The sequence below is a fragment of the Amycolatopsis sp. cmx-11-51 genome (genome assembly GCF_047608665.1).
In the GTDB taxonomy this organism is placed as follows: domain Bacteria; phylum Actinomycetota; class Actinomycetes; order Mycobacteriales; family Pseudonocardiaceae; genus Amycolatopsis.
On record NZ_JADNQO010000010.1, the window covers coordinates 18,796 to 39,293 of the forward strand.

Annotated in this window: 17 protein-coding genes and 1 tRNA gene; 9 read left to right on the forward strand and 9 right to left on the reverse strand. The window is 68.8% G+C overall.

The window, feature by feature from the left end; all coding sequences use genetic code 11:
- Window positions 1-15: 15 nt before the first annotated feature.
- A complete protein-coding gene (locus ACM6LU_RS27865) occupies window positions 16-519 on the forward strand; it encodes a carboxymuconolactone decarboxylase family protein (protein WP_414940729.1) in 504 nt (167 codons plus the stop codon).
- 378 nt (window positions 520-897) lie between these two features.
- Here the strand turns inward: ACM6LU_RS27865 and ACM6LU_RS27870 are convergent.
- The 3 genes from ACM6LU_RS27870 to ACM6LU_RS27880 all read right to left on the reverse strand — a co-directional run bounded on the left by ACM6LU_RS27870 (window position 898) and on the right by ACM6LU_RS27880 (window position 1,978).
- Window positions 898-969, reverse strand: a tRNA-Val gene (locus tag ACM6LU_RS27870).
- A gap of 38 nt (window positions 970-1,007) precedes the next feature.
- On the reverse strand, window positions 1,008-1,469 hold the full coding sequence (locus ACM6LU_RS27875) for a peroxiredoxin (RefSeq protein ID WP_414940731.1): 462 nt from the start codon (window positions 1,467-1,469) through the stop codon (window positions 1,008-1,010).
- Window positions 1,470-1,546: 77 nt separating this feature from the next.
- On the reverse strand, window positions 1,547-1,978 hold the full coding sequence (locus ACM6LU_RS27880; protein WP_034311133.1) for a DUF3052 domain-containing protein: 432 nt from the start codon (window positions 1,976-1,978) through the stop codon (window positions 1,547-1,549).
- Between the two features lie 401 nt (window positions 1,979-2,379).
- Between ACM6LU_RS27880 and aceE the strand changes: the two genes are divergently transcribed.
- Together aceE and ACM6LU_RS27890 are read left to right on the forward strand one after the other, a co-directional pair.
- Window positions 2,380-5,175: a pyruvate dehydrogenase (acetyl-transferring), homodimeric type gene (gene aceE / locus ACM6LU_RS27885; RefSeq protein ID WP_414940732.1), complete on the forward strand. Its 2,796-nt coding sequence runs from the start codon at window positions 2,380-2,382 to the stop codon at window positions 5,173-5,175.
- 124 nt (window positions 5,176-5,299) lie between these two features.
- Window positions 5,300-6,511 carry an alpha-hydroxy-acid oxidizing protein gene (locus ACM6LU_RS27890; protein WP_414940733.1) on the forward strand — a complete coding sequence of 404 codons (1,212 nt, stop codon included), beginning with the start codon at window positions 5,300-5,302 and terminating at the stop codon, window positions 6,509-6,511.
- Between the two features lie 73 nt (window positions 6,512-6,584).
- Here ACM6LU_RS27890 and ACM6LU_RS27895 read toward each other — a convergent pair whose 3' ends face one another.
- The gene (locus tag ACM6LU_RS27895; protein WP_414940734.1) at window positions 6,585-7,226 is read right to left on the reverse strand and encodes a nicotinamide mononucleotide transporter family protein; all 642 of its coding nucleotides are present in this window, start codon (window positions 7,224-7,226) and stop codon (window positions 6,585-6,587) included.
- 228 nt (window positions 7,227-7,454) lie between these two features.
- Window positions 7,455-7,880, reverse strand: a complete 426-nt coding sequence (locus tag ACM6LU_RS27900; protein WP_414940735.1) for a mechanosensitive ion channel family protein — start codon at window positions 7,878-7,880, stop codon at window positions 7,455-7,457.
- A gap of 352 nt (window positions 7,881-8,232) precedes the next feature.
- On the opposite strand from ACM6LU_RS27900, the gene ACM6LU_RS27905 reads away from it, so the two are divergent.
- From ACM6LU_RS27905 to ACM6LU_RS27925, 5 genes are all read left to right on the forward strand, one after another.
- Window positions 8,233-9,447 (forward strand): PucR family transcriptional regulator, encoded by a 1,215-nt coding sequence (locus tag ACM6LU_RS27905; RefSeq protein WP_414940736.1) that lies wholly within the window; start codon window positions 8,233-8,235, stop codon window positions 9,445-9,447.
- A 181-nt stretch (window positions 9,448-9,628) separates the two neighbouring features.
- A complete protein-coding gene (locus tag ACM6LU_RS27910; protein WP_414940737.1) occupies window positions 9,629-10,555 on the forward strand; it encodes an ACP S-malonyltransferase in 927 nt (308 codons plus the stop codon).
- Window positions 10,552-11,535, forward strand: a complete 984-nt coding sequence (locus ACM6LU_RS27915; RefSeq protein WP_414940738.1) for a beta-ketoacyl-ACP synthase III — start codon at window positions 10,552-10,554, stop codon at window positions 11,533-11,535. Before ACM6LU_RS27910 ends, ACM6LU_RS27915 begins: the two co-directional genes overlap by 4 nt.
- Before the next feature lie 68 nt (window positions 11,536-11,603).
- Window positions 11,604-11,849 carry an acyl carrier protein gene (locus ACM6LU_RS27920; RefSeq protein WP_004559006.1) on the forward strand — a complete coding sequence of 82 codons (246 nt, stop codon included), beginning with the start codon at window positions 11,604-11,606 and terminating at the stop codon, window positions 11,847-11,849.
- 40 nt (window positions 11,850-11,889) lie between these two features.
- Window positions 11,890-13,140, forward strand: a complete 1,251-nt coding sequence (locus ACM6LU_RS27925) for a beta-ketoacyl-[acyl-carrier-protein] synthase family protein (RefSeq protein WP_414940739.1) — start codon at window positions 11,890-11,892, stop codon at window positions 13,138-13,140.
- Between the two features lie 454 nt (window positions 13,141-13,594).
- Here the strand turns inward: ACM6LU_RS27925 and ACM6LU_RS27930 are convergent, their stop codons facing one another.
- From ACM6LU_RS27930 to ACM6LU_RS27940, 3 genes are all read right to left on the reverse strand, one after another.
- Window positions 13,595-15,955 carry a cation-translocating P-type ATPase gene (locus tag ACM6LU_RS27930; RefSeq protein WP_414940740.1) on the reverse strand — a complete coding sequence of 787 codons (2,361 nt, stop codon included), beginning with the start codon at window positions 15,953-15,955 and terminating at the stop codon, window positions 13,595-13,597.
- A 65-nt stretch (window positions 15,956-16,020) separates the two neighbouring features.
- Complete coding sequence (locus tag ACM6LU_RS27935; RefSeq protein ID WP_414940741.1) at window positions 16,021-16,614, reverse strand: hypothetical protein; 594 nt, start codon at window positions 16,612-16,614, stop codon at window positions 16,021-16,023.
- Between the two features lie 41 nt (window positions 16,615-16,655).
- Window positions 16,656-17,159 carry a DUF3145 domain-containing protein gene (locus ACM6LU_RS27940; RefSeq protein WP_145926758.1) on the reverse strand — a complete coding sequence of 168 codons (504 nt, stop codon included), beginning with the start codon at window positions 17,157-17,159 and terminating at the stop codon, window positions 16,656-16,658.
- Between the two features lie 504 nt (window positions 17,160-17,663).
- Here ACM6LU_RS27940 and ACM6LU_RS27945 point away from each other — a divergent pair.
- Window positions 17,664-19,103, forward strand: coding sequence for a hypothetical protein (locus tag ACM6LU_RS27945; RefSeq protein WP_414940742.1), 1,440 nt, complete (start codon window positions 17,664-17,666; stop codon window positions 19,101-19,103).
- Here ACM6LU_RS27945 and ACM6LU_RS27950 read toward each other — a convergent pair.
- Complete coding sequence (locus ACM6LU_RS27950; protein WP_414940743.1) at window positions 19,100-20,473, reverse strand: dihydrolipoyl dehydrogenase family protein; 1,374 nt, start codon at window positions 20,471-20,473, stop codon at window positions 19,100-19,102. The two genes, ACM6LU_RS27945 and ACM6LU_RS27950, sit on opposite strands and share 4 nt — an antisense overlap.
- Window positions 20,474-20,498: the final 25 nt, after the last annotated feature.

Sequence of the window (20,498 nt, forward strand, 5' to 3'; positions counted from 1 at the left end):
CTTTAAGGGGCAGCCTTGTTCACCGAGCACACCCTCGAAACCGCACCCGAAGCCTCGCGTCGCTCGATGGAAGCAACCATCCGGCATCTGGGTCACCTCCCCAACGCCGTCGCCCGCCTGGCGTCGTCACCGGAACTGCTCGACGGCTTCCTGAAGCTGAGCGCGAGCTTCGAGCGGACGACGCTCGACCCGGTGGCGCGGGAGACGGTCGTGATGACCGTGGCGACGCGCAACGACTGCCACGTCTGCGTCGAGATGCACACCGGCAAACTGAAGCGACTTCACGCGGACGACGACGTTGTCGCGGCACTTCGCTCGGAAAAGCCCGTACCAGACGAGCGCCTGGAAGCCATCCGACAGTTCACGCTCGCTGTGCTCGAAACCGCTGGCGGCGTGGACGACGAGACACTGCGGGTTTTCCTCGGCCACGGATACACCGAGCGGAACGCCCTCGAAGTCGTCATGGGCATCGGGACTTACACGTTGTCGACCCTGGCGAACCGGCTGACACGCGCGTAGTCGCTCTACGTGATCGCCGAGATCACCCCTTTGCCCGCCGATCTTGATGTATCTGGGCAGTCCTGGCCGCCTCCTCTCTTGTGCAGCCGAAAGTTCGCCACCCGCGGCGCGGCGCACCGGCGGTCTGGCCTGCCGAGGGGGCAGACCAGACCGCCGAAAACCGAAGACGTTCCACAGGGGTTGGGGGTACGTGAAGGCCCCCTTCACTCGGCTCAGTCGAGCGAAGGGGGCCTTCACGTGTTGAGAGCGCAAGTAGTCGACTACTTGCGAGAACCTCAGACCTCGAGCGCCCCGGCGGGGTCCGCCGCGTCCACTTGAAGCGGATCTTCGGGTAACCGGCCATCACGTCGCCGGGGCGGGGTGTCGCCGGGTTTTCGGTGGGCGCAGTAGGGATCGAACCTACGACCGCTCGGGTGTAAACCGAGTGCTCTCCCGCTGAGCTATGCGCCCGGGAGGTGGTACCCGCGGACGGGAACCACCGTGAAGACTCAGGCCAGGGAGGCCACGGCCTTCTTCCACGCCTGCTGGTCGCGCGCCTCGCCGGGCTGGTTGACCTCGGCGAACCGCACGACGCCGTTCTTGTCGATCAGGAAGGTGCCGCGGGTGGCCAGGCCGGCCGCCTCGTTGAAGACGCCGTAGGCCTTCGCGACCTCACCGTGCGGCCAGAAGTCCGAAAGCAGCGGGAACTGGTAACCCTGCTGCTCGGCCCACGCCTTGAGCGAGAACGGGGTGTCCACGGACACACCGATGACCTGGACGCCCTGGCCGTCGTAGTCCGCGAACTCGTCGCGGAGCTGGCACAGCTCACCGGTGCAGATGCCGCTGAACGCGAACGGGTAGAACACGAGCAGGACCGGCTTGTCGCCCTGGAAAGACGACAGCTTCACGGCCTGCTTGTTGTAGTCGTTGAGCGTGAAGTCCGGGGCTTGCGATCCGACCTCGACGGCCATACCGGCGGTTTCCTCTCAAAGAGCGATCAGGGGCCTGCGACGACAACCCTATCGTGTCGATCGCACGGCTCCGGAGGTCACCGCTTGGTCTTGGACGACTTCGGCGATACCAGCCGGGTGCCTGCCCATTTCGGGCCCGCACTGATGTTGGCCGTCTGCGCCAACCCGACCTGCGGCACCGCTTCGGCGATCTCGCTCGGCTCGACGTGCCCTGGCTGTCCCGTCTTCGGGGTCAGTACCCAGATCACACCGTTCTCGTTCAAGGGGGTCCGGACCTCGATCAGCGTGTCGCCGAGATCACCGTCGTCCTCGCGCCACCACAGCAGCACCACGTCGATGACCTCGTCGGCGTCCTCGTCGAGGATGTCGCCGCCGATCTGTTCCTCGATCGCCGCTCGGAGGTCGTCGTCGACGTCCTCGTCCCAGCCGATCTCCTGGACCACCATGTCCGGCTTGATCCCAAGCCTTTCGGCGACGCTGCTCTGATCAGCGTCTCCCGCGGCGACCACTGCTGTCACTCCTCCAACTACGACGGAGCGCGGTGTCGCCTCGGCCGGATCGACCGGGCGGGCACCACACTCGGGTACACGATGCCCGTTAGCGAACACTGGTGAGGCGCTGCGCGCAACCGTCCACACCGGATCTTGAACAACTCGTGTCGCAGCGTACGGACATTCGGCCCACCCGCGCGAGGTCAATTCAGGCGCACTTGGGCGCCTCCGAATGCCCTGCTCTAGGGTGGAGGAGAAAACGCGCGCGCGATACAGGCGCGCGCGAAGCGCGTCGCAATCGGGTCCGCGAACGTTACCGATCAGTAGCGGTGACGCGCACGGAACCGGAGGACGACGATGGAGGGCGAACACGCCCGCGTACGAGCAGAACCAGCTACCACCTTTCGCAAGGAGACCCCTTGGCCCCGCAGAACGACGGCGCCTCCGGCAAGGAGACCCCGGCACGCGTACGTGTCATCCGTGACGGATTGGCTGCGCACCTGCCCGACATCGACCCGGAGGAGACCGCCGAATGGCTGGACTCCTTCGACGAGGCGCTGGCCAGGGGTGGTCAGCAGCGCGCCCGTTACCTGATGCTGCGTATCCTCGAGCGGGCAAGGGAACGCCACGTCGGCGTTCCGGCGCTGACGTCGACGGACTACGTCAACACCATCCCCACCGAGAACGAACCCTGGTTCCCCGGTGACGAGGAGATCGAGCGCCGCTACCGCGCCTACATCCGGTGGAACGCCGCGATCATGGTGCACCGAGCGCAGCGTCCCGGTGTCGGTGTCGGCGGTCACATCTCGACCTACGGCTCGTCCGCGGCGCTGTACGAAGTGGGCTTCAACCACTTCTTCCGCGGCAAGGACCACTCCAGCGGCGGCGACCAGATCTTCATCCAGGGCCACGCCTCCCCCGGCATCTACGCTCGCGCGTTCCTCGAGGGCAGGCTGACCGAGAATCAGCTGGACGGGTTCCGCCAGGAGTACTCACACGCGGGCGAGGGCGGCGGCCTGCCGTCGTACCCCCACCCCCGGCTGATGCCGGAGTTCTGGGAGAACCCGACCGTGTCCATGGGGCTCGGCCCGATGAACGCGATCTACCAGGCCCGGTTCAACCGCTACCTGCGCGATCGCGGCCTCAAGGACACCACCGACCAGCACGTCTGGGCGTTCCTCGGCGACGGCGAGATGGACGAGCCGGAATCGCGCGGCCTCATCCACGTGGCCGCGGGCGAGGGCCTCGACAACCTGACCTTCGTGATCAACTGCAACCTGCAGCGGCTCGACGGCCCGGTGCGCGGCAACGGCAAGATCATCCAGGAGCTGGAGTCGTACTTCCGCGGCGCCGGCTGGAACGTCATCAAGGTCATCTGGGGCCGCGAGTGGGACTCGCTGCTGCACGCGGACCGCGACGGCGCGCTGGTCAACCTCATGAACACCACGCCGGACGGCGACTTCCAGACCTACAAGGCCAACGACGGCGCCTTCGTCCGCGAGCACTTCTTCGGCCGCGACCCGCGGACCAAGGAACTGGTCAAGGACCTCACCGACGCCGACGTCTGGAACCTCAAGCGCGGCGGCCACGACTACCGCAAGGTCTACGCGGCCTACAAATCGTCGCTGGAGCACCACGGCCAGCCGACGGTGATCCTGGCGCACACCATCAAGGGCTACGGCCTCGGTCCGTCCTTCGAGGGCCGCAACGCCACGCACCAGATGAAGAAGCTCACCCTCGACGACCTCAAGCTGTTCCGGGACGCCCAGCGCATCCCGATCAGCGACGAGGAACTCGAGCGTGACCCGAAGCTGCCGCCGTACTACCACCCTGGCAAGGACTCGGCGGAGATCGAGTACATGATCGGCCGCCGCAAGGCGCTCGGCGGGTTCCTGCCGGAGCGTCGTCCGAAGGCCTCGAAGGCGCTCGTACTGCCCGGCGACAAGGTCTACGAAGGCATCCGCAAGGGCTCGGGCAAGCAGGAGGTCGCCACCACGATGGCGTTCGTCCGGCTCGTCCGCGAGCTGGCGAAGGACTCCGAGATCGGCAAGCGGATCGTCCCGATCATCCCGGACGAGGCCCGCACCTTCGGCCTCGACTCGATGTTTCCGACGGCCAAGATCTACAACCCGCACGGCCAGACGTACACGTCGGTCGACGCGAGCCTGATGCTGGCCTACAAGGAGTCCGAAAAGGGCGTCATCCTGCACGAGGGCATCAACGAGGCGGGCTCCACCGCGTCGTTCACCGCCGTGGGCACCTCTTACGCCACGCACGGCGAGCCGATGATCCCGATCTACATCTTCTACTCGATGTTCGGGTTCCAGCGGACCGGTGACGGCCTCTACGCGGCGGCGGACCAGATGGCCCGCGGCTTCGTGCTCGGCGCCACCGCCGGCCGCACCACGCTGACCGGTGAGGGCCTGCAGCACGCCGACGGGCACTCGCTGCTGCTTGCGGCGACCAACCCGGCCGTCGTCGCCTACGACGCGGCGTGGTCGTTCGAGATCGCCCACATCGTGCGGGACGGTCTGCGCCGGATGTACGGCGAGACCGGGCCGGACGGCAACGGCGAAAACATCTTCTACTACATGACGATCTACAACGAGCCGTACCAGCAGCCCGCCGAGCCGGAGAACCTCGACGTCGACGGCCTGCTCAAGGGTCTGTACCGCTACGCCGACGGCCCGTCTGGCGACGGTCCGGAGGCGCAGATCCTGGTGTCCGGCGTCACCATGCCGGACGCGCTCCGCGCGCAGCGGATGCTCGCCGAGGAGTGGGGCGTACGCGCGGCCGTGTGGTCGGCGACGTCGTGGACCGAGCTGCGGCGCGAGGCCGTCGCGATCGACCACGACAACCTGCTGCACCCCGGCGACTCTCCGCGTGTGCCGTACGTCACAGAAAAGCTGTCCGGCGTTAACGGGCCGGTCGTCGCGGTTTCGGACTGGATGCGTGCCGTGCCGGACCTGATCCGCCCGTGGGTGCCGACCGACATGCTGACGCTGGGCACCGACGGGTTCGGGTTCTCCGACACCCGCCCCGCCGCCCGGCGGAAGTTCCTGGTCGACGCGCAGTCGATCGTGGTCGGCACACTGAGCGCGCTCGCCAAGCGCGGCGAGGTCGACCAGGCGAAGGTAGTGGAGGCGGCGCGCAAGTATCGCCTCGACGACGTCACCGCCGCGGGGCCGCAGTTGTCGGACTCCGGTAGCGCCTGACGCTGAGATGAACGGGACTTTCGTGGCAAATTTTGCCATGAAAGTCCCGTTCATTGCGTTCAGGGTCGGACCGGCTAGGGTTAGACATCGGATGTTTCTGGGCGAACAGAGAGGGTGAGCGAGTGTGACGAAGCGTCGACTGCCGAAGCCGAGCGAGTTGAAGCAGATCCTGCGGCCGAAGCCGATCGTGCTCAACCCGACCGAGCGCCGACTGGCGAGCGCGCACACGATCGCCGACCTGCGGACGATCGCCCGCAAGCGGACGCCGAGGGCGGCGTTCGACTACACCGACGGTGCCGCGGAGCTGGAGGACAGCCTCCGCCGCGCCCGGCAGGCCTTCCGCAGCGTGGAATTCCACCCGAACATCCTCCGCGGCGTGTCCGATGTGGACACGAGCAGGGAGATCCTCGGCAAGCGTTCGGCGCTGCCGTTCGCGTTCGCGCCGACCGGGTTCACCCGGATGATGAACCACGAGGGCGAAGCCGCGGTGGGCCGCGTCGCGCAGCGCAACGGCATCCCGATGGGGCTGTCGACGATGGCGACGACGTCGATCGAAGACCTCGCGGCCGCCGCGCCGGAGGCCCGCAAGTGGTTCCAGCTCTACGTCTGGCACGATCACAAGGCGGGCGAAGATCTGATGAATCGCGCGTGGGCCGCCGGATTCGACACCCTCATGCTGACCGTGGACACCCCGGTCGCGGGCGCGCGGCTGCGCGACGTCCGCAACGGGCTGACCATCCCGCCCGCGCTCACCCTCAAGACGTTCGTCGACGGCGCGATGCATCCGTCATGGTGGTTCAACCTGCTGACCACCGAACCGCTGACCTTCGCGTCGCTGAGCCACTTCGACGGCACGGTCGCCGAACTGCTCAACAAGCTCTTCGACCCCACCTTGACCTTCGACGACCTCGACTGGGTCCGCCAGACCTGGCCGGGCAAGCTCGTGATCAAGGGGGTCCAGAACGTCGACGACGCGCGTGACGTGGTCAAGCACGGCGCCGACGCGGTGCTGCTGTCCAACCACGGCGGCCGTCAGCTCGACCGCGCGCCGACGCCGATCGAACTGCTGCCCGCGGTCCTCGACGAGATCCAGGGCGACGCCGAGGTGTGGGTCGACACCGGCATCCTCTCCGGCGGCGACATCGTGGCCGCGATCGCGCGCGGCGCCGACGCGGTGCTCATCGGGCGCGCGTTCCTCTACGGCCTGATGGCCGGGGGTGAGCGCGGCGTCCAGCGGTGCGTGGACATCCTGCGCGCCGAGATCGTCCGGACCATGCAGCTGCTGGGCGTCCGGACCCTCGACGACCTCAAGCCGTCACACGCCACCACGCGCTGACCCCGTCGCGTTTCGTCCTCTCGTTGCGGTAGTTGCACGTGCAACTACCGCAACGAGAGGACGAAACGCGGGATCAGGCGGACGTCGCCGTGGCCCCGGCCGACGCGGCGAGGACCTGCTTCGCCGTGCGGTTCCAGCTCCACCAGCCGTGCACGACCAGCCCGGCGAACACGATGTAGACCGCGGCGGAGAAGTACAGGCCAGAGGACAGCTGCAGCGGGACGCCGATCGCGTCGACGACCAGCCACACCAGCCAGAACTCGACGAGACCCGCGCCCTGCGCGGCGAAGGCGACCAGCGTCCCGACGAAGATCGCGGCGTCCGGCCATGGCGCCCACGAGGCGTTCAGCGCGTCGAGCACCAGCGCCATCGCGGTGGTGCCGATCGCGAACGCGCCGATCATCGTCAACCGCTCGGCGAGACGGCCCTTGCGGACGACGACGCCGTAGACCGGGTCGCTGTGGCGGGACCACGCCCACCAGCCGTAGATCGAGATGGCGAGGATCGCGATCTGCCTGGTGGCGAGCCCGCCGAGGTGGGCGGAAAGGTAGACGGAGAACAGCAGCACGGTGGCGCCGACCTGGACCGGCCAGGTCCACAGCGTGCGGCGTTGTGCCAGGAAGACCACGGCCAGCGCGAAGATCTGCCCCGCCAGTTCGGCGAAGGAGATCCACTGTCCGAGCACCGTGACACCGTTGTGCAGCAGGAAGTCCACGTCCGCGCCCCTCTCCGTCTACCGCTCCAACATGCTCCGCCGCGACGCCATTCCCCAGAGAGTGTGAGGTGCGGAACAGAACCGGCTCGCAAAGCCGCATGAGTGGAGTAGTCGCCCGGGACAGGACGAAGGGCCCGCCACCACGTGTTCCGCGGCGATGGGCCCCCGTCGGCTCCACGCGGGCCCGGTGCCTTCCTCGATCACCGGGCCCGCGGGATGCTCAGGAATCTACGCGACCGATGCCCACGGGCGACGTCGGCTGCTCCGAACGGGCTTCCTGGCGAGCATCGCCACTGGAACCGGCCCCGCCACCGCTGTCGCGATGTTCACCTGGCCGAGCTCGGCCGCGCCGGTCACCGGCACCAGCGCCACCAGGATCCGCGGCGGGAACACGGTGGTGTCGTCGAGCGGCGCGCTGACCGGATTGCTCTCACCGGATACGCCGAACGTGAGTCGCAAGGCGATCAGGAGAATGAATTCGACGGGGCCCCCGCCCGCATCGACATTCGCCTGTTTGAGCGTTCCTGTGAGTCCGATCTTCGACAGAACCAGTTGCAATGCCCTTGACAAAACCTTCGCAATCAACCAGCCGATGAGCAGGATGTTCAGGAATCCGACCAGTTCGGGCCGCGCTGTGTGGCGACAAGGTTCCATGCTTGCCCACGGCGAACTCCCTCCTCGGTGCGTCCGCGCCGAACACCGGCGCGGCTTGCGAGGGATCGTTGATCACGGGCATGTCACCGGCAACTCGGCGACCCACGATCGAGTGAGTGAACTAGCGGGAAAAGATCTACGAGTCCCATACTTGTTCTACCGGTGGGGACCGGGGAGACGAGGCCGTCCGGCGCGGTGAAAAACACTAGCGCCGGGCGGCCTCGAGTTATTTGCGAATACCTTTCACCATTCATCGCCGCGCCTCGCGCGATATCTGTCCATTTCGGACTCGAAGCCCGTCCGGCCGCAGGACGAGGGCCATCTCGGCCGGGCGGACTAGGATCGGCCGATCATGGCTGATGCGACTTCCGGACGGCGTGTGCCCAAGCACCACGGGCTGTCCGCCAAGACCCTCCGGCGGCTCGATCACGCCTCCGGCCGTCTCGCGAGCGCGAGCGTGGCGGTGATGGAGGAGCGGCTGAGCTGGTTCGCCCGCCTGCCCGCCGACCAGCGCGCGAGCGTTCTGCTGATCACCCAGGCGGGTGCCGCCGGTTTCGTCGACTGGCTCCGCGACGCGAAGGAGGCGCTCTCCCTCACCACCGAGGCGTTCCGCGAAGCGCCCGCCGAACTGTCCCGCTGGGTGAGCCTGCGGCAGGCGGTCGGGATGGTGCGGCTGGCGATCGAGGTGTTCGAGGAGCAGCTGCCGGAGTTCGCCGCGAACGAGGGGGAACGCGCCGCGCTGATCGAGGGGATCCTGCGCTACGGCAGGGAGATCGCGTTCGCCGCCGCCAACTCCTACGCGGCCGCCGCCGAGGCGCGCGGCGCCTGGGACGCGCGGCTGGAGGCGCTGGTCGTCGACGGCATCGTCCGCGGTGACGCCGAGGAGGCCGTGCTCTCCCGTGCGGCCGCGCTCGGCTGGGACCCGGCCGCGGCCGCCACCGCGCTGGTCGGCACCCCGACGTCGGACGACCCGCCCGCCGTCGTGTTCGAGGTGCGCAGCCGTGCCGCGCGGGTGGGGCGCCCCGTCCTGCTCTCGGTGCAGGGGTCCCGTCTGGTCGTGGTCGTCGCCGGTCCCACCGACGGAACCGTCAAGGACAGCGAGATCCTCACCAAGCTGTCCGTCGCCTTCGCGGAGGGCCCGGTAGTCGCCGGGCCGACGGTGCCCACCCTCGCCGAGGCGCACCACAGTGCGACAGAGGCGCTCTCCGGCCTGCGCGCCGTCGTCGGCTGGCCCGGTGCGCCGCGGCCCGCGAGATCGATCGACCTGCTGCCGGAACGCGCGTTGTCCGGCGACCCCGAGGCGGAACGCCTGCTCGTGGAGCAGATCGCCCGGCCGCTGGAGGAGGCGGGCCCGGCGCTGCTGCGGACGGTGGAGACCTACCTCGACAGCGGCGGCGTGCTGGAGACCTGCGCACGGACGCTGTTCGTACATCCGAACACCGTCCGGTACCGGCTGCGGAAGGCGGCCGAACTCACCGGCCGCCACGCCGCCGAATCGCGCGACGCCTGGGTGCTGAAGGTGGCGCTGACGGTCGGACGGCTGGCCCGGGCCCGCGGGCTCTGGTAAACCCGTTGGTAACTCTGCGCAGTGATAGACTTCATAGGGAAAGCTGGTTGAACCCGACAAGGCTTTTGGGTTAAGCACAGTGATCAGGAAGACACTTTTGGAGGGTTTCCACAATTACGCCCGCCGGACTTGGTGAGCGTCGGCATCACGACCTTGGTGGCCGAGCGTGTTCCCTAGTGGGGTGACAGCAGCAGTCCTCGCCCCCGGTCAGGGTTCCCAAGCCCCCGGCATGCTCTCCCCTTGGCTTGAACTCGACGGTGCCCGCGCGCGCGTCGAAGCCTGGTCCGAGCGGGCCGGCCTCGATCTCGTCCGGCTCGGCACCGAAGCGGACGCCGAAGAGATCCAGGACACCGCGATCACCCAGCCGCTGATCGTGGCGCTGTCGCTGCTGGCTTTCGAACACCTCCAGCGCGAGGCCCCGGTCGCCGCGGACGCGCCGGTCGCCGGTCACTCCGTCGGTGAGCTGGCCGCCGCCGCCATCGCCGGGGTGCTGAGCCCCGAGGACGCCGTCGCGCTGGCCGCCATCCGCGGCGCGGAAATGGCGAAGGCGTGCGCGCTGGAGCCCACGAGCATGGCCGCGGTCATGCTCGGCGACCCGGAGGAGGTCGTCGCCTGGCTCGACGGCCACGGCCTCGCCGCGGCGAACCGCAACGGCGCCGGCCAGATCGTCGCCTCCGGCGCCGCCGCCGCGATCGAGAAGATCGTCGCCGAGCCGCTCGAAGGCACCAAGGTCCGCGCGCTCAAGGTCGCGGGCGCGTTCCACACGGCGTATATGGCCCCCGCGCAAGCGGCGCTGGCCGACCAGGCTGCGAAGATCACCCCGGCGGACCCGACGCGTCCGCTGCTGTCGAACGCCGACGGCCAGGTCGTCACCAGCGGGGCGGAGTACCTCGACCGGCTGGTCAAGCAGGTCACGAATCCGGTGCGCTGGGACCTGACCATGGACGGTCTGGTCTCCGCGGGCGTCACCTCGACGCTCGAACTTCCGCCGGCGGGCACGCTGACCGGGCTGGTCAAGCGGCAGCTCAAGGGAACCGTGACCACCACCATCGCGCTGAAGACGCCGGCCGAGCTGGCGAAGCTTCACGGGCAGGAGGACGCTTCGTGACCGACCGATCCACCTTGCGGCAGACGACGGGCGCCGCCGGAAGCCGCATCCTCGGTGTCGGGAGCTTCCAACCCGAGAAGATCGTGACCAACGACGATCTCTCGCAGATCATGGACACCAACGACCAGTGGATCCGCGAGCGGGTCGGCATCGTCGAGCGCCGGTTCGCCGAGAAGGACGAGTCGCTGGTCGACATGGCTGTCAAGGCGGGCACCGCCGCGCTGGCCGACGCCGGGGTGGATCCGTCCGAAGTGGATACGGTCATCCTGCCGAACTGCACGATGCCCACCCAGATCCCGAACGCCGCCGCCCAGGTGGCCGACCGGATCGGCATCACGCACCCGGCCGCGTTCGACCTCAACGCCGCCTGCGCCGGGTTCTGCTACGGCCTCGGTGTCGCCTCGGACCTGATCCGGGCGGGCAGCACGAAGAAGGCGCTCGTCATCGGCGCCGAGAAGCTCACCGACCACATCGACCCGGTCGACCGCGCGAACGCGATCATCTTCGCCGACGGCGCGGGCGCGGCGGTGGTCGGCGCGTCCGACATCCCGCGGATCGGACCGGTCGCCTGGGGCAGCGCGGGTGAGCACGTCGACCTCATCTACATGCGCGACGACAAGTGGATCTATCAGGAAGGCCAGTCGGTTTTCCGCTGGGCGACCACGCAGATCGCGCCGATCGCGCTGCGGGCACTGGAACTGGCCGGGCTCGAACCGTCCGATGTGGACGTGCTGATCCCGCACCAGGCCAACCTGCGCATCGTCGAGGCCATCGCCAAGAAGCTGCGCGCCAAGGGCGCCCGCGAGGACATGGTCGTGGCCGACGACATCAAGTACTCGGGCAACACCTCGTCCGCGTCCATCCCCCTCGCGCTGGACCACATGCGCAAGGCGGGCACCGCGAAGCAGGGCGACGTCGTACTCGCCGTCGGCTTCGGCGCCGGACTCTCCTACGCGGGCCAGACCTTCATCTGCCCGTGATGAATACTTCCCCCGCGGGCGCCGTGCCCGCGGGGCAGCCGAAAGCATCACCGAGAAGGGAACAACCAGTGGCAGACAACGCAGAGATCCTCGCAGGCCTCGCCGAGATCGTCGAAGAGGTCGCCGGTGTGGCGCAGGACGACGTGACCGCCGAGAAGTCCTTCGTGGACGACCTCGACATCGACTCGCTGTCCATGGTGGAGATCGCTGTTCAGGCCGAGGACAAGTTCGGCGTCAAGATCCCGGACGACGAGCTGGCGAACCTGAAGACCGTTGGCGACGCGGTGAACTACGTGTCCGCCAACTCCAAGTAAGTCACCAGTACTTGATGGCGCCGACCTTGGGGAGACTCCAATGAGCAACATCGACGTCGTGATCACCGGGCTGGGTGCCACCACGCCGCTCGGCGGGGACGTCACGTCCACGTGGGACGGCCTGCTCGGCGGTGAGAGTGGCATCCGCCTGCTCGAAGCCGACTGGGTCGACGAGCTCGACCTGCCGGTGAAGATCGGTGCCACGCTCGCGGTGGACCCGTCCGAGGTCCTCCCTCGGGTCCAGGCACGCCGCCTGGACCGGTGCGAGCAGGTGGCGCTCATCGCCGCGCGTCAGGCTTGGGCGGACGCGGGCTTCGAGCAGCCGACCGATGAGCATCAGGATGTGGACCCCGAGCGCCTGGGGGTGACCATCGGCACCGGTGTCGGCGGTCCGGTCACCCTGATCTCGCAGAACGACCTCCTGCACAAGCAGGGCCTCCGCAAGGTGTCCCCGCTGACCGTGCCGATGCTGATGCCGAACGGTCCGGCCGCGCACGTCGGCATCGACCTGAAGGCCCGCGCCGGCGTGCACTCGCCCGCTTCGGCCTGTGCCTCGGGAGCGGAAGGCATCGCCGCCGGCTACGAGATGATCCGGACCGGCCGGGCCGACGTCGTGGTCGCCGGTGGTGCCGAGGCGTGCATCCACCCGATCACCCTCGCCGGGTTCGCCCAGGCGAGGACGGTGTCCACACGCAACGACGAGCCCACGAAGGCCTCGCGGCCGTTCGACGCGAACCGCGACGGTTTCGTGCTCGGCGAGGGCTCCGGCGTCGTGATCCTGGAGCGGGCCGACCGCGCCAGGGCCCGCAACGCGCGGATCTACGCGCAGCTGAGCGGGTTCGGGATCACTTCGGACGCGTACCACATCACGGGTAACCACCCCGAAGGCATCGGCCAGATCGCCGCCATGCGCGCGGCGATGAAGATGGCCGGGGTCTCCCCTTCCGACGTCGGCCACGTCAACGCGCACGCGACCTCCACGGTCGTCGGCGACGTCGGCGAGGCGGCGGCGATCCGCAAGGCCGTCGGCGACCACACCGTGGTGACCGCACCCAAGGGCGCCCTCGGGCACCTGGTCGGCGGTGCGGGCGCGGTCGAGGGCATCGCCACGATCCTGGCGATCTACCACGGCCTGATCCCGGCCACGCTGAACCTCGCGGACCTGGATCCGAGGGTGCAGCTCGACGTCGTGGCGGGCGAGGCCCGCAAGGCGGAGCTGACCGCGGCGATCAGCAACTCGTTCGGCTTCGGCGGGCACAACACGGCGCTGCTGTTCACTCCGGCGGCCTGAGGCCTCGTACCGCTGGTGCCGGGGTGCTGAAGGGGACTTTCCGCGCGTGCGACGCGGTGAAGGGAGCCTTCGCCGCTTAAGACGCGGGGAAGGTCCCCCTCAGATCAGCGGTGACGGCCGCAGCAGCAACGACCCTTACCTCCGTGGGGTTCAGGGGTACCGGCGTACGGCCGGTGAAGAACGGTGCGGATTTTGGGACGTCAGATGTCCCACTGCGGTGAAGGCCTCCTTCCCTACTTTGAGAATCAGGGTCCCGGCAAAGTCGAGGTCTCGCAGGTCATGGCGTTACTCGTCGCCGCGTGAGCTGACGATGTAGGAATGGGGACGTTGAGTGTCCCGATTCCTACATCGTCGCGGGTCACACCGGTTGCGGAGCTTGATCAACACGGGATTCAGGGGGACATGCCCCCCGGCACACGCCCGAGTGGAACGCGGGATGAGGCCGAGCCGGCGGTCAGGCCTCCGAGCGCTTCACCAGATGCCGCCCGATCCACCAGGCGGCCTCCACCAGCACGATCCCCACCCCGGCGCAGGCGAACGCCGAGAGCGTGTACGCGCTCACGCTCGGGTCCAGCGCGAAGAACTTCTGTGTGAACGGGATCAGGAAGATCGCGAGCGTCAGCACGACCATCCCGCCGATCAGCAGGATCTTCCACCACCTGTACGGCCGCGCGACGATCCCGAGCACCCACAGCGCGATCGCGATGAGCGTGATCAGCGCGGTCGTCCCCGCCTGGATCTTGTCCACTTCGGACTGTCCGGATCCCTTGTACACCAGCAGGTAGCTCAGGAACGTCGCCGTGGCGATGACCAGCCCGGCCGGAACGGCCATCCGCATCACCCTGCCGACGAAGCCGGAGCGGGCGCGTTCGTTGTTCGGCGCCAGCGAGAGCACGAAGGCGGGCAGGCCGATCGTGAACCACGCGGTGATCGTGATGTGCCGCGGCAGGAACGGGAACGGTACCTGCGCGATGCCGACCATCAGCGCCAGCAGCACCGAGTAGACCGTCTTGGTGAGGAACAGGTTCGAGACGCGCTCGATGTTGCCGATCACCCGCCGCCCCTCGGCGACGACATGCGGCAAGGTGGCGAACTTGTCGTCCAGCAGCACGATCTGCGCGACCGCGCGGGTGGCCGGGCTGCCGGCGCCCATGGCGACGCCGATGTCCGCGTCCTTCAGCGCGAGGACGTCGTTGACGCCGTCACCGGTCATCGCGACGGTGTGGCCTTTCGACTGCAGGGCACCGACCATCGCGCGTTTCTGCAGCGGCGTCACACGGCCGAAGACGGCGCGCTCCTCTACGGTGTCGGCCAGCTTTTCGGCGTCGTCCGGCAGCGTCCGCGCGTCGACGGGTTTGTCCGCGCCCGGCAGGTCGAGCGTCCCCGCGACGGCGCCGACGGAGATGGCGTTGTCGCCGGAGATGACCTTGACCGCGACATCCTGGTGCGCGAAGAAGTCCAAAGTGTCCTTCGCGTCCGGGCGGACCTTTTGCTCCAGCACCACGAGCGCGACCGGTTCGATGTCGCCAGGCCCCTCGGCCGCGTCGACGGCCCGTTCGGCACGGCCCAGCAGCAGGACGCGCAAACCGCGTGAGCCGATCTTCTCGGCCTCCGCCCGGTGCTCCCCCTCGGGCATCAGAACGTCGGCCGCGCCGAGCACCCAGTCGCCGTCGGCCCCGAAGGACGCACCACTCCACTTACGCGCCGAGGAGAACGGCATCGTCGTGAAAACCCGCCAGCCCGGATCGGTCCCGTGTGCCTCCGCGATGGCTTGCAGGCTCGCGTTCGGCCGGGGATCGGCGGCGGCGAGCGCGGCCAGCGCGTCATCCACCGGGTGGCCGGGGGTGATTTCCCGGACCTCGGAGAGCCGCATCGCGTTCTCGGTGAGCGTCCCGGTCTTGTCCGCGCACACCACGTCGACCCGGGCGAGCCCCTCGATCGCCGGAAGTTCCTGCACCAGGCACTGGCGCTTGCCGAGCCGGATGACGCCGACCGCGAGCGCGACGCTCGTCATCAGCACCAGACCCTCGGGCACCATCGGCACCAGCGCCGCGACCATGCCGCGCAACGCGTCCGGCCACGCCTGGTCGCCCGCGAGCTGGTTGTAGATGGTCAGCGCGCCCGCCGGGATGAGCAGATACGTGATGAACTTGAGGATCTTGTCGATGCCCTGCCGCAGTTCCGACTTCACCAGCGTGAACTTGCTGGCCTCCGCGGCCAGTTTCGCGGCGTAGGACTCGTCGCCGATGATGTCCGCGCGGTAGGTGCCGCTGCCCGCGACGACGAAGCTGCCGGAGAGCACCTTGTCGCCGGGCTGCTTGACCACCGGATCGGATTCCCCGGTCAGCAGTGACTCGTCGATCTCCAGCGCGTCGGCCGTCAGTGTCGGGCCGTCGACGACGATCTTGTCGCCAGGCCCCAGTTCGACGAGGTCGCCGAGCACGACGTCTTCCGGGGCGATCTCGGCGCTCCGCCCGTCGCGGCGGACGGTCGGCTTCGCCTGTCCCACGATGGCGAGCCGTTCCAAGGTCCGTTTCGCCCGGAGTTCCTGGATGATGCCGACCGCGCTGTTGACGATGATCAGTCCGCCGAACAGCCCGTCGATGAAGTACCCCGTCGACAGGATGAGGGCGAACAGCACGCCGTAGATCGCGTTGATCCGGGTGAAGACGTTCGCGCGGATGATCTCGCCGGTGGTCCGGCTGGTCTTCGTGGAGACCGTGTTGGTCCGGCCCGCGGCGACACGTTCGGCGACCTCTTCGCTGGAGAGTCCCCTCGAGGCGTCGGTCAGCAGGGCCGGCTGATCAATTGCCATGGCGCGACTCTATTCGGCCCCGGCTCCCGCACGCGTCAGCCTGGGGGACCATGTCGACCCCTACTTCAGCATCTTTCGTGTTCGGGGTTGGTGCCGCCTTCGGTGGTGTCGACCCGCCAGGATCCGCTCTCCAGCCTCAGCGGCAGCACCAGTCGCCAGCGGATGCACCCCTCCGGCAGGTACACCGGCGCGTCGTCGACGTCCTGTGTGCTGGTGAAGGCGACGAGGACCCGGAGCGTGCTCGGCGCGCCCGGCTCGATGCGGTAGACGAGGATATTGCCGTCCCGAGTGGACTGATAGTCCTTCTTCCACTCCGACGCGGTCTTGGTCTTGGCCCGTTCCCTGGTGACCGCCGAAGTCCACTTTAGATAGTCGCGGTCGTTGATGGAGTCGAAGTACCCCTGCAGCACCTGCCGGACGCTCTGGTACTGGGGATGCGCCACGACATCGGGCGTCACCTCGACGGCGGGCGATCCGGGCTGCGCCTCCGGGGCGACCGGCGACGGCGGGTCGCTGACGGCCGGTTCGGTGGGCGCGGCCTCCGGGCGGAGGTAGCGATCGCGCGCCAGCAGCCCGACTCCGACGGTCAGGGAGATCACCACCACGAGGACGGGGATCAGCCACCGCTGGCGAGAGATGGGGCGAGGCTGGGCGGTCACCCTGAAAGGTTAGCCGCCCGCCTCTTCCGCCTTCACGCCGTCTACCCGACCTGGTGCAGCCAGGTGACCGGAGCACCGTCACCGGCGTGCCGGTACGGTTCGAGCGCTTCGTCCCAATTGGCGGCGAGGAGCTCGTCGAGCTTGTGCGCCAGCGATTCGCCGGTGCGCACTTTGCTCACGAGCGCGCGCAGCTGGTCTTCGCCCACGACGATGTCGCCGTTGGCACTGGTCCTGCCGTGCCACAGGCCGAGGCCCGGAGCGAAACAGAACCTCTCCCCGTCGACCCCCGCACTGGGCTCTTCGGTGACTTCGAACCGGATCATCGGCCACGCCTTGAGCGCGGACGCCAGCTTTGCGCCGGTGCCCGAAGGCGCACGCCAACCACATTCGGCGCGGAGCTGTCCTGGACTGGCGGGCTGCGCCGTCCACTTCAACTCGACTCGGGCACCCAGGGTGCCCGAAATAGCCCACTCGACGTGCGGACAGACCGCAGACGGCGACGAGTGGACGTACACCACGCCACGGGTGTTGCCACGGGTGCTCACTGCTGACCTCCGCTACTCGACGAGGGGCGTCTTCCCCTACGACCTCGCGAGCTGCGCTGGTCAGGTGGCTCGTGCCGCCTCCCGGTACGCGTGAGCACATTGTGCACCCCAACTGTGCTGTTTGGCCACATGAACACCACAAGTCGCACCTGATCGGGACGCGGGACTCCGTGTGAAGCCCCCTTCCTGCGAGCTGCCCTTGGGCACGTCGGCGATGTCGCGGGTACGTGGCACCGGTGACGGCGAGAGAAGGGGAAAGTCGCGGGGCGACGACGAGCCCGGCGCGTCGACGCCAGCGGTGAGATCCGGCCACGACGTTTCTCCTGGTGGCAGGGGACGAAGAAGCAGTGACCTACCAACGAGTAACACCGAACTGGTGACGATGCTCACGCCACGGCTAGTTTTGGACCAACATCGCCTCGCCTACCTGCGACGTGTCTGCCCGTTAGTCCGGATGGAGGCGCTACTTTGTGCACCGAGACCGACGAGATGGGGAGGGGTTCGGTGCGACTCGTTCGCCTCGCTCAACAGCCGTCCCGGGTGGCCCAGGACGTCCGCGCCGCGCTGGCCTCACTCGGCAGGGGCAGCAACGTCGTCGGCGGGATCGCCCTGGTCGGCGTCAGCCCGGTGGAAGGACGGCCGGTCGAAGCGGTCGTCATCATGCCCAAGGGCGTTCTCATCGTCATCGGCGTCGACCTGCCGGACCCGGCGCTGAAGCTGGAAGCCCCGCTCGGCGGGCCGTGGAAGGCCGACGGCTGGCCGCTGGTCCACAGCGACACCTCGATCAACCCGGCCACCGACGCGCTGTCGCTGTCGGCCGCGTGCACGCACAAGATCGCGGACGTCGCCCCCGGCGCCGGTCCGATCGGCACGATCATCGCCGTGGGCCCGTATGTCGAGACGGTCGACCAGCCCGCCGCGGACCTCGCGGGCTCGGTCCGCGTCCTGTACCCGACGGCGACGACGATGCTCGCCGCGACGGTGTCGCTGGCCACCGCGTCCCGGCCCCGGTCGGTCCAGCAGGCGCGGGACCTGATCGCCGCGCTCGCCCCGGACGCGCCGCCGATGCCCGAAGAGATGTTGCTCGGCGAGGGGTTCAGCGCTTACTCCGACGACGAGCCGACCGTGGTCCGCGAGAATCCGCTCGTCGCGATCGCGCAGACGGTTCCGGTGCAGCATCCCGGCAAGCCGAAAAAGCGGGCTGAACCGGCCACTCCGCCCGCGCAGGCCACTCCACCTGTCCAACCCGCCCGGCAGGCCGTCGCCACGAAGCCCGTTCCCGCTGCCGGGCAGGCTCCATCACCGGTGACGGCTCCCGCCGAGTCCGCACCGAAGGCGCCGTACCAGTCCAAGACGGTGAAGTGGCTCCCGCTCGCCGCGATCGGCCTCCTCATCGTGCTGTTGGTCGCGGCGATCAGCGTCGCTTCCGGCGGTGACGACACCGCGTCCACGTCGACTCCCCCGCCGACTCCGGCGACCAGTCCTCCCCCGCCGCGCAGCAGTGCCGTGGAGAACATCCAGTTCACCTCGAGGGCGTCGGCCGCCGACCAGAAATGCGCGTCGCACGCGTACGGCGACGTCCAGTCGAGCCTTCAGCGGACGAGTTGCTCGGCGGTGAAACGGGCCAGCTTCGCCAGTTCGATCGACGGCCGGGCCGCCGCGGTGACGATCGCCGTCGTGGAATTCCCCGACGCCGGACAGGCTGCCACGTTCAAGGGGACCGCCGACACTCCCGGCGGTGGCGGGATCCTCGACGTCGCCACCGAGACCGACCGGTGGCAGGGCGACGTCCCGGTCTTCGAAGGCGCGGCCTACCAGAGCAGCCAGGACGGGAGGTCGGTCCGGCTGGTCCAGGTGGTGTGGGTGCCGGGACCGTCCACTCCGGACGATCCCGGCCTGGTCCGTGGAGCGAAGGCCGCCCTCGAACTCCCCGTCAACGGCTAGAGCCCGTACGCCTCCAGCAAGCGCAACCACACCTCGCTGATCGTGGGGAACGACGGGACCGCGTGCCACAGCCGCGAGATCGAGACCTCCCCCACGATCGCGATCGTCGCGGCGTGCAGCAGTTCCGCCACGTCCTGCCCGACGAAGGTGGCGCCGACCAGGACACCGCGTTCGGTGTCGACGACGATCCGCGCCTTGCCCGCGTAGCCGTCCGCGTGCAGCGACGAACCGGCGACCGCGATGTCGATGTCGACGACGCGGTGCGGCTTGCCCTCCTCCGGCCCGGCGAGCCCGACCGAAGCGACCTCCGGGTCGGTGAACACGACCTGCGGGACGGCGTAATGATCGGCCGTCGCGCTGTGCGCACTCCAAGCCCCGGAATCGACCGGCTTGCCCGCGGCCCGCGCGGCCACCGAGTCCCCGGCGGCCCGGGCGGCGTACTTGCCCTGGTGGGTCAACGGCGCCCGGCCGGTGACGTCCCCGACTGCGAACAGCCAGTCACCGTCCACAGCGGACACGCGGCCGTTGTCGTCCGTCGTGAGCGGCGTGCCTGCCTCGAGCCCCAGCGTCTCCACGCCGAGTCCGTCGGTCGCCGGGCGGCGGCCGGTGGCGACGAGCAGTTCGTCGACGAGCAACCGCTCGCCGCCTTTCAGCGTCAGTTCCTTACCACCGTCCACAGCGGACACGGAGTCGAGACCGGAGCCGGTGTGCACGGTGACCCCGGCTTCGCGGAGTCCCGCGATGACGGCGTCACCGACGAAGTCCGGCAGCCGCGGCAAGGGACGGGCGCCCGAGACGATCAGGTGGACTTCGGCGCCGAGCGTGGCGTAGGCCTGCGCCATTTCGACGCCGACGACACCGCCACCGAGCACGCCGAGGCGGCGCGGAACCTCTTCGGCCGATGTCGCCTCCCGTGAACCCCAGACGGAAATGGTGTCCAGTCCGGGGATCGACGGCGTCCGCGGGACGCTGCCGGTGGCGACGATCACGGCGTGCCGTGCGGTCAGCACGTCACCGCCGTCGACCGTGACCTCCCGCTCACCGGTGATCCGGCCGTGCCCGCGGATCGGGGCTATCCCGACGCCCTCGGCCCACTTCACCTGACCGGTGTCGTCTCCCTCGCCGGTGAACCAGTCCCGGCGAGCGAACACCTTGGCTGGGTCGACCGCGTCGCCAACCGGGACACCCGGCACCCGCTTGGCGGCGGCGAGGAGGAGCCCCGGCCGCAGCAACGCCTTGCTCGGAATGCAGGCCCAGTAAGAACATTCGCCGCCGAAGCGTTCGTGTTCGACGAGGGCGACTTGTAGTCCGCCGCGGGCGGCCCGTTCGGCGGCGACCTCGCCGACGGGGCCGCCTCCGATCACGATCACGTCAAAAGTCTGTGCTGACATGCAT

Coding starts and splice junctions, on each gene's coding strand:
- ACM6LU_RS27875 (WP_414940731.1), bottom strand. CDS start 1,469: ATGGCCGTCGAGGTCGGATCGCAAGCCCCGGACTTCACGCTCAACGAC.
- ACM6LU_RS27900 (WP_414940735.1), bottom strand. CDS start 7,880: ATGGAACCTTGTCGCCACACAGCGCGGCCCGAACTGGTCGGATTCCTG.
- ACM6LU_RS27905 (WP_414940736.1), top strand. CDS start 8,233: ATGGCTGATGCGACTTCCGGACGGCGTGTGCCCAAGCACCACGGGCTG.
- ACM6LU_RS27925 (WP_414940739.1), top strand. CDS start 11,890: ATGAGCAACATCGACGTCGTGATCACCGGGCTGGGTGCCACCACGCCG.
- ACM6LU_RS27930 (WP_414940740.1), bottom strand. CDS start 15,955: ATGGCAATTGATCAGCCGGCCCTGCTGACCGACGCCTCGAGGGGACTC.